This is a genomic window from Nocardia sp. NPDC006982 (assembly GCF_042869435.1).
Taxonomy (GTDB): domain Bacteria; phylum Actinomycetota; class Actinomycetes; order Mycobacteriales; family Mycobacteriaceae; genus Nocardia.
The window spans coordinates 22771-36788 of record NZ_JBIAFV010000016.1 but is presented as its reverse complement, the minus strand read 5'-3'; the positions used below and the strand labels follow the sequence as shown (position 1 = coordinate 36788).

At 64.5% G+C, this 14018-nt stretch carries 13 protein-coding genes; 6 read left to right on the top strand and 7 right to left on the bottom strand.

Features of this window, described 5'->3' with window-relative positions:
- Positions 1–83 precede the first annotated feature (83 nt).
- The 3 genes from ACFYOW_RS39225 to ACFYOW_RS39215 are packed head-to-tail and all read left to right on the top strand — an operon-like array spanning position 84 to position 2919.
- Positions 84–860, top strand: coding sequence for an ATP-binding cassette domain-containing protein (locus ACFYOW_RS39225; RefSeq protein ID WP_387295376.1), 777 nt, complete (start codon positions 84–86; stop codon positions 858–860).
- The gene (locus ACFYOW_RS39220) at positions 857–1891 is read left to right on the top strand and encodes an ABC transporter permease (protein ID WP_387295374.1); all 1035 of its coding nucleotides are present in this window, start codon (positions 857–859) and stop codon (positions 1889–1891) included. Before ACFYOW_RS39225 ends, ACFYOW_RS39220 begins: the two co-directional genes overlap by 4 nt.
- Positions 1892–1944: 53 nt before the next feature.
- Entirely contained in the window at positions 1945–2919 is a 975-nt protein-coding gene (locus ACFYOW_RS39215) for an ABC transporter substrate-binding protein (protein ID WP_387295372.1), read from the top strand.
- A gap of 37 nt (positions 2920–2956) precedes the next feature.
- Here ACFYOW_RS39215 and ilvA read toward each other — a convergent pair whose 3' ends face one another.
- Both ilvA and ACFYOW_RS39205 read right to left on the bottom strand, forming a co-directional pair.
- A complete protein-coding gene (gene ilvA, locus ACFYOW_RS39210; RefSeq protein ID WP_387295644.1) occupies positions 2957–4177 on the bottom strand; it encodes a threonine ammonia-lyase in 1221 nt (406 codons plus the stop codon).
- A 72-nt stretch (positions 4178–4249) separates the two neighbouring features.
- A complete protein-coding gene (locus ACFYOW_RS39205) occupies positions 4250–5419 on the bottom strand; it encodes a serine hydrolase domain-containing protein (protein WP_387295370.1) in 1170 nt (389 codons plus the stop codon).
- Between the two features lie 162 nt (positions 5420–5581).
- Here ACFYOW_RS39205 and ACFYOW_RS39200 point away from each other — a divergent pair, with 162 nt between their 5' ends.
- The 3 genes from ACFYOW_RS39200 to ACFYOW_RS39190 all read left to right on the top strand — a co-directional run bounded on the left by ACFYOW_RS39200 (position 5582) and on the right by ACFYOW_RS39190 (position 8606).
- On the top strand, positions 5582–6304 hold the full coding sequence (locus ACFYOW_RS39200; RefSeq protein ID WP_387295368.1) for a GntR family transcriptional regulator: 723 nt from the start codon (positions 5582–5584) through the stop codon (positions 6302–6304).
- A gap of 86 nt (positions 6305–6390) precedes the next feature.
- Entirely contained in the window at positions 6391–7875 is a 1485-nt protein-coding gene (locus ACFYOW_RS39195; protein ID WP_387295366.1) for an NCS1 family nucleobase:cation symporter-1, read from the top strand.
- A complete protein-coding gene (locus tag ACFYOW_RS39190; RefSeq protein ID WP_387295365.1) occupies positions 7875–8606 on the top strand; it encodes an aspartate/glutamate racemase family protein in 732 nt (243 codons plus the stop codon). Before ACFYOW_RS39195 ends, ACFYOW_RS39190 begins: the two co-directional genes overlap by 1 nt.
- Before the next feature lie 4 nt (positions 8607–8610).
- On the opposite strand, the gene ACFYOW_RS39185 is transcribed toward ACFYOW_RS39190, so the two are convergent.
- The 5 genes from ACFYOW_RS39185 to ACFYOW_RS39165 form a co-directional block, all read right to left on the bottom strand.
- Complete coding sequence (locus tag ACFYOW_RS39185; RefSeq protein WP_387295363.1) at positions 8611–8955, bottom strand: hypothetical protein; 345 nt, start codon at positions 8953–8955, stop codon at positions 8611–8613.
- 355 nt (positions 8956–9310) lie between these two features.
- Positions 9311–9889 (bottom strand): isopentenyl-diphosphate Delta-isomerase, encoded by a 579-nt coding sequence (gene idi, locus ACFYOW_RS39180; protein ID WP_387295361.1) that lies wholly within the window; start codon positions 9887–9889, stop codon positions 9311–9313.
- A gap of 150 nt (positions 9890–10039) precedes the next feature.
- Complete coding sequence (locus ACFYOW_RS39175) at positions 10040–10912, bottom strand: geranyl diphosphate 2-C-methyltransferase (RefSeq protein ID WP_387295359.1); 873 nt, start codon at positions 10910–10912, stop codon at positions 10040–10042.
- A 51-nt stretch (positions 10913–10963) separates the two neighbouring features.
- Positions 10964–12526 (bottom strand): family 2 encapsulin nanocompartment cargo protein terpene cyclase, encoded by a 1563-nt coding sequence (locus tag ACFYOW_RS39170; RefSeq protein WP_387295357.1) that lies wholly within the window; start codon positions 12524–12526, stop codon positions 10964–10966.
- A 15-nt stretch (positions 12527–12541) separates the two neighbouring features.
- On the bottom strand, positions 12542–13948 hold the full coding sequence (locus tag ACFYOW_RS39165) for a family 2B encapsulin nanocompartment shell protein (protein ID WP_387295355.1): 1407 nt from the start codon (positions 13946–13948) through the stop codon (positions 12542–12544).
- Positions 13949–14018: the final 70 nt, after the last annotated feature.

Below are 14018 nucleotides of genomic sequence, written 5' to 3'. Positions count from 1 at the left end.
TTCGTCCCATGAGAGGTGGCGGCGAACGTAGCATCGGCCGATGGATCGGACGTTTGCTCAACTGAGTCGACGCGGGTGAGGGTATGGCATCGGAACCGGGCGATGTAGTACTCGAGGCTCAGTCGTTGGTGAAACGCTACGGCGGTGTCGACGCGTTGCGGGGGGCCAACTTTCAGGTGCGCGCCGGTGAGGTCGTCGCGTTGATCGGCGATAACGGCGCGGGCAAGTCCACGCTGGTGAAATGCCTTTCCGGGGCGGAACAACCGGATTCGGGGACCATCGTGCTGGACGGTTCGCAAACGGTGCTCGGCTCACCGACCGCCGCACGCAGGCTCGGCATCGAAACCGTGTACCAGGACCTCGCCGTCGCACCCGATCTGGACCCGGCCGCCAACCTCTTCCTCGGCCGGGAGCTGGTTCGCCGCGGATTGGCGGGCAGACTCGGCATGCTCGACAAGCGGGCGATGCGGACTCGAGCCGTCGAACACTTCCGGCGCCTCGGCGTGACGCTGCAGAGCACCGATGTGCCGATCGGCGCACTGTCGGGCGGACAGCGCCAGAGTGTGGCCGTGGCGCGTGCGGTGCTGTGGGCGAGCAAGGTCGTCTTCATGGACGAACCGACCGCGGCCCTCGGCGTTGTGCAGCGCGAACGGGTGCTCGAGGTGATCCGCAATGTGCGTGACCAGGGCATTGCCGTCGTCCTGATCAGCCACAATATGCCCGAGGTGCTGGCCGTGGCCGACCGGATCGAGGTGCTGCGCCTCGGCAAGCGGGTCGCTCGATTCGTCGCCGCCGATGCCACGCTGGAGCAGTTGGTCGGTGCGATGACCGGAGCGCTGTCACACGAGGACGCCGCATGACGAAAGAAGAGCCGAATGGCAGCCCCGATCTGCCGGAACGCACTGTGCTGCAACGGCTTCTCGGCGCGAGCACGCTGTGGATCGGTGTGGTGCTGGTCGTATTGTGCATCGTTTTCAGCATCATCCGCCCCGACGCCTTCCCGACCCGATTCACCCTGCAGACGCTGCTGATCGAAACCTCGGTGCTGCTGGTGCTTTCGGTCGGCATGACCTTCGTGATCATCACCTCGGGCATCGACCTGTCGGTCGGCATGGTGCTGATCTTCGCCGGTGTGCTCGGCGCGAAAACGATGGAATGGCTGAGCCCAGACGAGAACGCCACCGGCGCGGGGTGGGGGATTATCGGCGTCGGCCTCTTGATTTCCATTGCGGGCGGCGGCATCTGGGGATTGCTCAATGGAATTCTGGTGGCAAAGGCCAAGATTCCACCGCTGATCGTCACACTCGGATCCTTCGGTGCGGCACTAGGTGCGGCACAACTGATCACCGGCGGTGTCGACACCAGGACGGTGCCCGATAAGCTGCGCAACTCCCTGGGTTTCGGGACGTCGCTGGGCGGCGTACCGAATCTGGTGCTGGTCGCGGCGGCGGTGACGGTGCTCGCCGCCTGGGCGCTGCACACCACCCGATTCGGTCGCTACACCTACGCGATCGGCTCCAATGAGGAGGCCGCGCGGCGTTCGGGCATCGCGGTCACTCGCCACCTCGTGCTGGTCTATCTGATGACCGGATTACTCGCCGGACTGGCCGGATTCATGAATCTGGCTTACTTCGGCACCACCACCATCGGCGGACACGGCACCGACAATCTGGATGCCATCGCCGGTGTCGTCATCGGCGGGACCAGCCTTTTCGGTGGAATCGGCACCATTGTCGGCACGGTTATCGGCGTTTTCATTCCGTCGGTGCTGCGCAAGGGATTCGTCATCGCGGGGGTGCCGGTGTTCTGGCAGCCGATCGCGGTGAGCGCGGTTCTGGTGGGGGCGGTGTGGTTCGACCAACTGCGCCGTCGAGCCCGGGACCGCAAGTAGAGAGGTAAGCAGTACAGCACTGCGCGATAAGAGAATAAGGCGGAGGTAGCCAAATGAGGGTGGCGAAGCGGACCGCGGTGATGATCGGCGCGATGGCGGCGGTCGGCACGCTGGTGGTGGGATGTGGTGGCTCGGTGAACAATTCCGGCGGTACGGATGCCAAGAAATTGGTGCTGATTCCCGGTGTCGCCGACGAACCGTTCTACATCTCCATGCAATGCGGCGCGCAGGACGAGGCGAGCAAACTCGGCTACAAGCTGGAGACACAGGCGCCGACGAAATTCGATGCGGGTGCGCAGACTCCCGTACTGACCGGTGTGGTGGCCAATAAGCCCGGCGGCATCCTGATCGCCCCGACACATGCCCAGGCGATGGCGAATCCGATCAAACAGGCAAAGGATGCCGGGATCAAAATCATCGAGGTCGATACCGCACTGGACGACACCTCGATCGCGCTGTCGTCGATCGCATCCGATAACAAGAAGGGCGGCGAACTCGCCGCACAGACGCTGGCCAAGCTCATCGGCGACAAGGGACCCGTGCTGGTGATCAACACCAAGGCCGGAACCTCCACCACCGACGCGCGTGCTCAGGGCTTCGAAGATGCGGTGAAGGCCTTCCCGGGCATCACCTCGCTCGGCGTGCAGTACAACAACAATGAAGCGGCACAGGCGGCTTCGATCGTCACCGCGACGCTGGCCGCCCATCCCGACCTCGCCGGGATCTTCGCCACCAACCTGAGTTCGGCCGAGGGCGCGGCCACCGGATTGCGCAATGCCAATAAGCTCGGCCAGGTCAAACTGGTCGGCTTCGATGCGAGCCCGAAACAGGTCGAGGATTTGAAAGCCGGTACCGTGCAGGCACTTATCGCGCAGGATCCGGCCGGGATCGGTGCGAAGGGCGTCGACGAGGCCGCGGCCGCGCTGGAGGGTAAGCCGGTCACCCGCAATATCCAGACCGATATGGTGGCGATCACCCAGGCCGATATGGATGCCAACTCGAAGTACTTCTACAAGCGGAAGTGCTGACGGGCTCGACGTCGGGTCCGAGCCCGCTCGGACCCGGCTAATCCTCCACTCGCACCGTGTATCCCGAATTCTCCAGCGCGGCAAGCACATCATCGCGATGCGTGGGACCCCGCGTTTCCAACGTCAGTGATACCTCGACCTCGTCGACCGCGAGCCACCCACCGGTCCGTGAGTGCACCACATCCACCACACTCGCACCGGTCTTCCCGACCACCGCGAGCAATCCGCTCAACGCACCCGGTCGATCCGAAATCGTCACGCGCACAGCCAGATAACGCCCGGCGGCACCGAGACCGTGCCCGATGATCCTGGTCAGCATCATCGGATCGATATTGCCGCCGGACAGGATCGCGCACACCGGCCCCTGCAATCCGAGTTCCGTTGGCTCGCAACTCATCAGGGCCGCCACGGCGGCGGCACCGGCGGGCTCGACGATCAACTTCGCGCGTTCCAGACACAGCAGCAGCGCCTTGGACAGCGCATCCTCGTCGACCGTCACCACCGCGGGCACATGCGCCGCGACGTGCGCGAACGGCACCTCACCGGGCAGTCCGACCGCGATACCGTCGGCCATGGTCGACATCCGCGTCGCCCGCACCGGTTTACCCGCAGCCAGCGAATCGGGCCATGCCGCTGCCTCCGCGGCCTGCACGCCAACCACCCGTACCTGCGGTGCGACATGATGCAGGGCAATGGCGACCCCGGCGAGTAGCCCACCGCCGCCGGTCGGCACGATCACCGTCCCGACTTCGGGCATCTGCTCGATGATCTCCAGGGCCACCGTCGCCTGCCCGGCGACGATATCGGCGTGATCGAACGGATGGATCAGCGTCGCACCGGTCCGCTCGGCGAAATCCAGTGCGGCATCCAGCGAGTCGTCGATGGTCTCACCGACCTGCCGCACCTCGGCCCCATATGCCTTGGTGGCCACCAACTTCGGCAGCGAAGCGCCCACCGGCATGAATACCGTCGAGCGAATCCCGAGCGAAGCCGCAGCCCACGCCACCCCCTGCGCGTGATTGCCGGCACTGGCCGCCACCACGCCGCGCGCCCGATCTTCCGCGGGAAGGTTCGCGATCCGGAAGTATGCCCCGCGCGGCTTGAACGAGCCGGTCCGCTGCAGGTTCTCGCACTTCAGCCGCACCTCGGTTCCGGCGTGTTCGGACAACACCCGTGACGCGACCACCGGCGTCCGCCGAATCACCGGCGCCAATGCCGCCGCGGCCGCCTCGATACGGTCTATTCCCAGCAACTCCATGCGCCCATGCTGCCAGCCCATGGCGCGGATGCGCTGCCACATAGGCAGAAATCATCCGATGATTTCCCGAGCCTATCCGGCCTTCGCGAGATTGTGCGCAAGGGCACCGAGCCGCGCCAGCCGAGCATCGCCGAGCGGCGTCAGCTTCCCGCCGAGCCGATTGGTGACGAAGGCCAGCGACATCCCGGTGGCCGGATCGGCGAACGCCCCCGAACCGCCGAGGCCGAAATGACCGAACGCGGAGATGGGATCGGCCTTCGACGGCTTCATCGGCACACCGTGGTAACCCAGCGCCCACGGAATGCGAAACGCCAGAACGTAATCGGGAGTGAAGACCTGACGCTGGGTGATCTGCTCGATGGTCTCCGGACGCAGCAACTGGAAGTCCCCGAGCCGACCATCGGTCGCGAGCGCGCTGTACATCCTCGCCAGGGCACGCGCCGAGAAGACGCCGTTGACGCCTGGAATCACCGAATCATGCAGGCGCGGATCGGAAACCATATCCGCGAATCCACGCGGAGTGGTTTCGGCGGCCGCAGCGAAACGAGTCCGGCCCATGAGCCGCGCACTGTTCTCCCAACTCATGCCCGCAACGGTGAGCCGAGGAAAGTTGGTGGCAATGCGGCCGCGTTCGGATTCCGGCACGCGGAACCAGAGTTCCTCCGCCGCGAGCGGTTTCGCGATTTCCGTGCGCAACAGCTCGGTGAAGTCCGAACCGGAGACCCGTCGGATCAGCTCGGCGACCAAGTGCCCGAAGGAGATTCCGTGATAGCCGCTGGTCACCAGGTGACGCGGGTCAGGGGAGCAGGCCGCGAGCGCGGCGGTGACCTCGGCATCGTCCAGGAAACGCGATACCGGCCCGGGCAGCAGATCGCGCAGCCGATGCAGACCCGCCCGGTGGGTGAGCATTTCCCGCACCGTAATGCGCTCCTTGCCCGCCGCCCCGAATTCGGGCCAGTAGGTGGCGACCGGCTCGTCGTAATCGAACAGGCCGCGCTCGGCCAATCGGTGCGCCAGCGTCGAGACCACACCTTTGCCGGTGGAATAGGCCATGGCCACGGTATCGGCGGCCCACCGCACGCCCGGATGCGCGAATCCGGCCCACACATCCACCACCGGTTCGCCGTGCTGATAGACCACGAGCGCCCCGCCGCCATCGCTGGGCCTGCGGAACAGCCTGTCGAATTCGGCGACCAGGCGCACATAGCGACGATCCACCGACTGCGTTGCCGTAAGTGTCATCGGATTTCCTCTGTCGTTAGACCAACCAACAGCATGGCATGGCGGCGATCGCGGCCATCGCGGAGCCGAAATTCCAACCGTGAGACCAGTCGGTTCGGTGAACTTTTCCTGACCGTCACATCCGCGACCGAGATCGCAATACGGCTCGCATAGCGTGGCCGCATGCCCCCGAGACGACGATCGGCGCTACTGGCCAGGTTGGTTGTCGACGAACCAGGCCGACCGCAAGTGATCCTCGGCGAACTGCGCCGGGTGATTCTGGATGGTGCCGTGCCGCCGTGCACGGTGATCCCATTGCGGGAGGTCGCCGAATTATTCGGCGTCAGCCACATCCCGGTGCGAGAGGCGCTCAAGACATTGATCGGGGAGGGACTGGTCACCCATCGGCCGCACGGCGGTTATGCGGTGGCCCAGCTGACCTCCAACGAGCTGCGCGAAATGTATATCGCGCGGGAGACCCTGGAAACCGCCTCGCTGGCGGCCGCTGTGCGCAATGCCACCGACGCCGACCGCGCCCGCTTGCTCGAAGTGAATTCGCTACTGGAACAGGCGATTCGAGATGACGACCCCGTCGCGTACCACCGCCAATCGCGCCATTTTCATGTGGCGCTGACCAAGCCGTCACGGATGTTCCGGCTGCTGCACATGCTCGAATCGGCGTGGAATGTCACCGAGCCGGTGCAGTCCATGGTGCATATCGGCCGCGGCGATCGGGTGCGCCTGCACACCGATCACGCGCTGATGCTCGATGCGTTCATGGCCCGCGATGTGGACCGCCTGCTGCTGATCGCCGAACGGCATCACCGCAGGTTGGAGACGGTAATCGCGACATTGCCCACCGATACCGGACTGCTCGCGCCGGAAGATATATCGATCGCGCAATAGCCGGGCAATAACTGCGCAATGGCCGGGCAATGCGTTGTTTCTACCGTCGTTTCGATCAACAGTTTCACCTTCGGATGGGAAACACCATGACCGAAACGCTCACCACCGCGGCCCCGCCCGTACTCGCGCCGCCCGCCTACGACCCACGGCTGACGAATGCGGATCTGGCCCCGCTGCGCAAGCAGACCTGGGGCTCCTACAACATCTTCGCGTTCTGGATGTCCGACGTGCACAGCGTCGGCGGCTACGTCACCGCGGGCAGCTTGTTCGCACTCGGACTCGCCAGCTGGCAGGTGCTCGCGGCGCTGCTGATCGGCATCACCATCGTCTATTTCTTCTGCAATCTGGTCGCCAAGCCGAGTCAGGTGACCGGTGTGCCGTATCCGGTCATGTGCCGCAGCGCATTCGGGGTGCTCGGTGCGAATATCCCGGCCATCATCCGTGGCCTGATCGCCGTCGCCTGGTACGGGATTCAGACCTTTCTCGCCTCGGCGGCACTGGATGTCGTACTGGTGAAACTGTTTCCGAGCCTCGCTCCGTATGCGGTCGTCGGCGACTATGGGTTCCTCGGTCTTTCACTGCTCGGGTGGGGCAGTTACCTATTGCTGTGGGTCGTGCAGGCCTGCGTGTTCTGGCGGGGCATGGAATCGATTCGCAAATTCATCGACTTCTGCGGTCCCGCTGTGTATGTCGTGATGTTTCTGCTCTGCGGCTATCTGATCGCCAAGGCCGGCTGGAGTGCCATCGACCTGAAGCTCGGCGAGGTGAAGTACACCGGTTGGGCCTCGGTCCCGGTCATGCTCGGCGCGATCGCGCTGGTCGTGTCCTATTTCTCCGGTCCGATGCTGAACTTCGGCGATTTCTCCCGCTACGGAAAGAGTTTCGCGGTGGTGCGGCGTGGCAACCTGCTCGGGCTGCCGGTCAACTTCCTGCTCTTCTCGCTGCTGGTCGTGATCACCGCATCGCTGACGGTCCCGGTCTACGGTGAGCTGATCACCGATCCCGTTGCGACGGTGGCCCGTATCGACAGCACCTTCGCGATCGTGCTGGGCGCGCTGACCTTCGCCATCGCCACGATCGGCATCAATATCGTCGCCAACTTTATTTCACCGGCTTTCGACTTCTCACACGTCAGCCCGCAGCGGATCAGCTGGCGCGCGGGCGGCATGATCGCCGCGGTCGGCTCGGTCCTGATCACGCCGTGGAACCTCTACAACAATCCGGAGGTCATCCACTACACCCTGGAGGTGCTCGGCGCATTCATCGGCCCGCTGTTCGGTGTCCTCATCGCCGACTACTACCTGGTGCGCAAACAGCAGGTTGTCGTCGACGACTTGTTCACCCTGTCGCAGACCGGATCCTACTGGTACAGCAAGGGTTACAACCCGGCGGCGATCATCGCAACCGCCGTCGGCGCGATCATCGCGGTGATCCCGGTGCTGGCCAAGGATGTCACCGGCATGTACACCGCCGCGCAGTACAGCTGGTTCATCGGCTGCGGCCTCGGTTTCCTCACCTATTACCTGCTGGCCACCCGAACCCGGTTGGCAGTGAAGGGAGTTACCGCCTGATGCGCATCCGGGTCGTCAACCCGAACACCACGCGGGCGATGACCGACACGATCGAGCAGTGTGCCCAGGCCGTAGTGGGCCGGGGCACACTGCTCGACGCGGTAACCGCCGAGATGGGGCCCGCCTCGATCGAGAGTCACTACGACGAAGCCCTCAGTGTCCCGGGCATTCTCGCCGCCATCCGACGCGGCGAACAGGAGGGCGTCGACGGCTACGTGATCGCCTGCTTCGGCGATCCGGGGCTGGACGCGGCCCGAGAACTGGCACGCGGGCCGGTAATCGGCATCGCGGAGGCGGCAATGCACACCGCGAGTCATCTCGGCGGCGGATTCAGCATCGTCACGACGCTCGGCCGGACCATCGGCCGAGCGGACGAGCTGGTGTATCGCTATGGCATGCAACGTTTTTGCCGCGGCATCCACGCCTGCGAAATCCCGGTGCTCGCACTGGAAGATCCGGATGCCCGCAAAATCGTCACCGAGGCATGCGGCGATGCGGTCGACGCCGATGGCTCCGATGCGATCGTCCTCGGCTGCGCGGGCATGGCCGACCTCTGCAACCACATCCGCGACGAGATCGGTGTACCGGTGATCGACGGCGTCGCGGCTGCCACCCTCACCGCCCAGTCGCTGATCACCATCGGCCTGCGCAAATCGGGTAGGGGAGAGTTCGCCGCACCACCACCGAAGCCGTATAGCGGCCTGCTGCGTTGCTTCGGCTCTAATTCCTGAGCTGTCAGGCGGCCGCGGCAAGGGCTTCCATCGCCGCGTCGGGATCGTCGACATCGACGACGAGACGGGTGAACCCGGGGCCTGCGAGGTCGATGAGAATCGCATGGCCGTCGAATCTGGTGTCCCAGAACTCTTTTCGCCCTTTGCCGCGGTAGGTGCCCGCCGCGATCACGCCGGGAAAGAAGGTGCCCGGTGCGCGGACCCACGGTGGGCGCAGATCGACCGGGGCGGGAGTCACCTCTTTGATATCGGCCAGATCGAAGGTCACGTGCTCGCGCAGGGCCAGCAGTCGGTGCCCGCCGAGCACATGAACCGTCACTTTGTCGTCCGTGACTTCGACTTCGACCATCGTGCACCTCGCTGAATTCAAGACCTCGTACGCGATCCAGGATCCGAGTCGCTCCTGTTCGCACCCTGTGCCGTTCCTGTGATTTCTCGAAGGCTTTGTCTGGTGTTACAAGTCCCCTATTTCGGGCAAAAATACTTGCTGAAACGTAGATATGCGCATTGAGGCATGAGATTGCAGATCCTGTCAGTCGGTCAGCACATGTTCCGAACCAAAACAGCAAGGAGTTGGGGACTCTGCCGAGGCAGCCAGTTACGGAGCGCCGTGGCGATTACGAGAGGACGCCGGGAGATGATCGTTGGCTGACCCGGCCTGCGAACCTGAAACGGCCGGGTCAGCGGACGACCTCCAACGAGCCTCAGATGACCCGAACCGCTTCTTCGGCGATATCGAGCACACCGAGCAGCCACGGCGTATAGCTCCCAGGATCGTCGGCGATCGCATCCCGCAGCGCCTCGGGTTGGATCCACGCGTAGTCGGCGACCTCCGCCGGATCCGGCCGCGGCGCCGCGGTCCGCAGGAACTCGGCATCGAGCCGTCCGATGAGCACATGATCCCACTCGTGCTCCACCCGACCGGTCGCGGAATCCTGGGCGTGATACCGGAAGATTCCGACCTCGGTCAGCGCGGTGGCCAACCCCAACTCCTCGGCCAACCGGACCGCGGCGGCCGCCACCACCGGCTCACCCGGCGCCGGATGACCGCAAGCCGTATTGGCCCAGAGCAGCGGAAACCGCGTCTTCACCGCGGCACGCTGCTGCAAAAGCACCCGACCCGCCTCGTCGTACAGCAGCACCGAGAACGCGCGGTGCAGCAGCCCGGGCGCGGTATGCGCCTGCGCTACCGGGCACGCACCGACCGCGCGCCCGGCCGCGTCGACCAGCTCGACGGGCAGGGCCTCGCGGTCGGTAATCGGCTTCGCCAGCGTTTCGGTCACAGCTCCGCCTCGCTGGCGCTCGTCTCCGCTGTGACCGATGGTGCTGCGCCCATGATTCGCTCGCTCCGCTCGCTCATGCCTCCGCCTCGCTGGCGCTCGGCTCCGCTGTGACCGATGGTGCTGCGCCTATGGATGGCTCGCTCCGCTCGCTCATCGCCCCACCTTATCGGCGGCGATCAGCAGGTATTGGAAGCTGCCCTCCTTGTAGGCGGTCAGGAACGGCTTCTCCACGCCGGTCGCCAGCTCGGATTCGGTGCGCAGCTCCCAATAGGGAATCGTGGCGGCAGTCAGATCGATGACGTTGACCGGCACCAGATTGTTGTGGGCCAAGGCCCGGAAATACTCGCTGCGCGGATGAATCATGCAGCCGTAATGGGCGTCGATCCAGCTGACCGAGGCCGAACGCCCACCATTGACATCATTGGAGCAGCCGGTGATGCAGACGTAGCGACCGCCGGGTTCGAGCAGCCGGGCGAACTCCTCGAAAAGCTCGCCGAGATCCACATACATGGTGGTTTCGTTGGTCCAGATGCCACGCCTGGATCCGGTGTCGAAACCGGTATCGAGCATATTCCGGAAATGGAAGCGCACCTTGTCCGCGACACCGCGATGGGCGGCCTGATCATTGGCGAAGCCGACCTGGTATTCGGAAATGGTGACGCCGTCTACCTGACAGCCGAAGCGCTGATTGGCCATAAAACTCGTACCGCCGCGGCCGGAGCCGCCGTCCATCAGCCGATCGCCGGGCCGGATATCACCGAGGTGGTCCAGCAGCAGCGATGCCTGGGCGGTCTCCAGGCGGTGCAGTTCCTTGACGATCCGTTCCTCGCGAGAGTCCGCCGGCCCGGCCAGCGCCGCCTGATCGGGTTCGCCGATGCCGTAGTGGTGGTGGAACAGCCCGTCGACCTCACCGAGTTTGGTATTGACCCGGTCGTCATTCGGGTTGTTGTTCCAGTACTCGGCAACGGCCTTCTGGTAGCTGGTGCGCAGGACGGACCCCGTGTCGGGATTGAGCATGGTCATGCCTGATCATCCTCTCGTGTTGCGGTACTGCTGATTACGTTGCGGTACTGGCTAATTCGACTCGTTGTAGCGCTTGCTCGCGGCGTGCCAGGCGCGGTTACCGCCCATCCACGCCCAGAGTCCGCCGAGGAACCGTCGCAGTTCGGCCGATCCGGCGGCGGCCAGTGGACCGGCCTCCTGTTCGAATCGGTGCACCAGTTCGTCGTGCACGACGGCGGTGCGCAGCACCGCCTCGCGCCGGGAGCAGCGCTCCTCCGCGGCCAAGACCGTCGGCAGGTTGAATTCCCTACCGTCCGAACGGTCTTCGCGCGCCATCGAATACAGGTCGTTCACCATCTGACTGGCGAGTGCGGCCGTGGTCACGACCCGGCGCACCCGTGGATCGGTGTACTCGGCGGCCTGGAGCTCATAGCCGCCGACCACATCGATCGGCGCCATACATGGCAGGAAACTGTGCGGCTGCCGATTGGTGAGGTACTCCCACACCGGTGGCATCCGGTGTGCGGACCGCCAGCCGGCCTCCGCGCCGAGCGCGATGAACCATCCGGCGATCTCGGTACGCAATCGAGCCAGCTGTGCCTGGGTCGCATACCGGGACAGATGCTCGAAGGACGTACGGAACGCGCGCAGGATCGGATCGGCCTGTAGTGCCCGCTCCAGCTGTGGCTGGTAGCGAGCCGGGAGGTGGACGGGATCCATTGCTGCGGCGGCCAATTCGAGTCGGGGGCCGAGTTCGGCCTCGGCACTGGACGGCGTGCCGTCGGGTGCGGTCTCATCGGCTCCTTCCTCGCAGTAGTAATCGTCGACCGACCATTCCGAGACCGCGCATTTCGCGGCCGCGAGCAACCGGTCCGCATCGTTGCTGTCCGGATGGGCGAGCATGATCAATCGGCCGAAGTCGGCATCGCGCAGTTCGTCAAGGCGCCCGGCGTACAGACCGATATCCCGCGCCCAGTCGATGAGCCCGTCGTTGACCAATTCGGCCAACGCCGGGTCATCACGCAGCGGCGGTGGACAGTACAGCGGTGGAATCGGTGCCGCGGTGCCTTGCAGGTAGGCAGATGCGGTACCTAATCCGGTGGGGCCGAATGGAATTCGACCGCGGTTCGTTTTCGGTTCGGCTGGGGCCGATCCTGCCGGCGCGGCCCCCTGCGCCACGCCGACGGCGATCGTTGTGGCGTCGAACGCCACCGGTGGCGGCTGGAGACCAGCCGCCCGGATAGTAGGTGTGCGTGCGGGGTCGGGTACCTCAGTAGTAGGTAATCCCGCTTGGGTGGTGGTGGACGACGGAAGTAGGAGTGCAGCCGCACCCAGGCCGCTGGGTCCGAGCAGGCTGCGCGGAACAATCGCCTCAGGTTGGGTAGGTCGGTCCAGTTCTGACGAATCAGCTTCCACCACCTGGGTTTCGGATGATTCGGGTATTGCTGTGCATTCGGATAATTCCGTACTTTCCGGTATATCGGTGTTTTCAGGTGGAGCCGAGGTTGCCGGTTCCGGAACCTCCAGCGGGAGCGTTGGTGGAGCGGTGGTTTCGAGGTTGGACAGCAGTGCCGCGACAGCGGCGGCCACCTCGTGGGTGGCGGGTGGTGCCGAGGCGCGGGAGAGCACCGACATCGGTCATCACCCCGGTCAGTCCGCCTGCCGGGCGACCAGGACGTTGTCGAGCACGCCCAGTGCGTCCGGCACCAGCACGGCCGCCGAGTAGTAGCAGCTGACCAGGTAGGAGATGATCGACTGGTCGTCGATGCCCTTGAAGCGGACGTTCAGGCTCGGCTCGTATTCGTCCGGGATGCCGGTCTGGTGCAGGCCGATGACGCCCTGATCCTTCTCGCCGGTACGCATGGCGAGAATCGAGGTGGTCTGGGTATCGCTGACGGGGATCTTGCTGCACGGGTAGATCGGGACGCCGCGCCAAGCGAACACGCGGTGTCCGTCCACCTCGACCGGATCCGGATACAGGCCGCGCCTACTACATTCACGACCGAAAGCGGCGATCGCTTTCGGATGTGCCAGAAACAGTTTCGTGCTGCGCCGCATGCTCAACAGCTCATCCATATCGTCCGGCGTCGGTGCACCGGACTCACTGTAAATGCGCTGTTTCAGGTCGCAATTGTGCAGCAATCCGAAATCGGGATTGTTGACCAGATCGCTCTCGCGCCGCTCGTAGAGCGCCTCGATGGTGAGCCGGAGCTGCTGTTCGACCTGGTTCATCGGATCGTTGAACAGGTCGGCGACGCGGGTGTGCACCCGCAGCACGCTCTGGGCCAGGCTGAGCTCGTATTCGCGCGGGGCGTCGTCGAGGTCGACGAAGGTGCCGGTCAGCAACGGCTCACCGAAGTGGCCCGAGGAGATCTCGATATTCGCCTCGCCCTTGGTGTTCTGCGGACGTGCCGGAGCGTCGGCGACACGGGACAATTGCTCGCGGAGCGCCGGGGTGTACTCCAGCATTTCTTCGAGCGTTTGCCGGGACAGCACCAGCATGGTGGTGGGGGTGACGGTTTTGACGGTCACCGGCCAAATACCGGACCCATCGATGAGGGTTTCATCACCGAAGAAATCACCGCCACCCAGCATGCCGAGCTTGGTTTGCTCGCCGAATTCCCCGGTGCCGATCTTGCTGAGTTTGCCGTGCACGATCAGCATGACCTGATTCATCGGATTGCCGAATTCGGCGACCACCGTGCCGGGTTCGAGGTCGCGCTGCTCGAAACGCTGGGCGAGCGCGCGCAGTACCTCTTCGTCGTCGAAGTCCCGCAATTGCGGAAGTTCGGTGAGTTCCATCGGGATCACTCTGGCTTGCGAGCCGTCGATGACGAACTCGACCTCGCCGTTGCCGACGGTGTGGGTCAGCCGTCGGTTGACACGGTAAATACCACCGTTGACCTGCGTCCATGGCAGTGCGCGAGTGAGCCAGCGCGATGTGATGCCCTGCATCTGCGGCTCGGACTTGGTGGTGTGCGCGAGCTGGTGGGCGGCACCGGTGCTGAGGCTCTTGCGCCCGTTGGTTTCTGTTTGGACTGGCATTTCGATGGTCATGCGTGGTCCTCACCTGAGATGGTCACCGAGACGGTCGATTGTGCTGTACTGGTGGTTCGACGGATTCTCG

Excerpts from the sequence above, each read along its gene's own strand:
- ACFYOW_RS39175 (WP_387295359.1), bottom strand. The coding sequence starts at position 10,912 with ATGACCATGCTCAATCCCGACACGGGGTCCGTCCTGCGCACCAGCTAC.
- ACFYOW_RS39170 (WP_387295357.1), bottom strand. The coding sequence starts at position 12,526 with ATGTCGGTGCTCTCCCGCGCCTCGGCACCACCCGCCACCCACGAGGTG.
- ACFYOW_RS39225 (WP_387295376.1), top strand. The coding sequence starts at position 84 with ATGGCATCGGAACCGGGCGATGTAGTACTCGAGGCTCAGTCGTTGGTG.
- ilvA (WP_387295644.1), bottom strand. The coding sequence starts at position 4,177 with ATGGAGTTGCTGGGAATAGACCGTATCGAGGCGGCCGCGGCGGCATTG.
- ACFYOW_RS39215 (WP_387295372.1), top strand. The coding sequence starts at position 1,945 with ATGAGGGTGGCGAAGCGGACCGCGGTGATGATCGGCGCGATGGCGGCG.
- ACFYOW_RS39185 (WP_387295363.1), bottom strand. The coding sequence starts at position 8,955 with ATGGTCGAAGTCGAAGTCACGGACGACAAAGTGACGGTTCATGTGCTC.
- ACFYOW_RS39200 (WP_387295368.1), top strand. The coding sequence starts at position 5,582 with ATGCCCCCGAGACGACGATCGGCGCTACTGGCCAGGTTGGTTGTCGAC.
- ACFYOW_RS39165 (WP_387295355.1), bottom strand. The coding sequence starts at position 13,948 with ATGACCATCGAAATGCCAGTCCAAACAGAAACCAACGGGCGCAAGAGC.
- ACFYOW_RS39205 (WP_387295370.1), bottom strand. The coding sequence starts at position 5,419 with ATGACACTTACGGCAACGCAGTCGGTGGATCGTCGCTATGTGCGCCTG.
- ACFYOW_RS39190 (WP_387295365.1), top strand. The coding sequence starts at position 7,875 with ATGCGCATCCGGGTCGTCAACCCGAACACCACGCGGGCGATGACCGAC.
- ACFYOW_RS39220 (WP_387295374.1), top strand. The coding sequence starts at position 857 with ATGACGAAAGAAGAGCCGAATGGCAGCCCCGATCTGCCGGAACGCACT.
- ACFYOW_RS39195 (WP_387295366.1), top strand. The coding sequence starts at position 6,391 with ATGACCGAAACGCTCACCACCGCGGCCCCGCCCGTACTCGCGCCGCCC.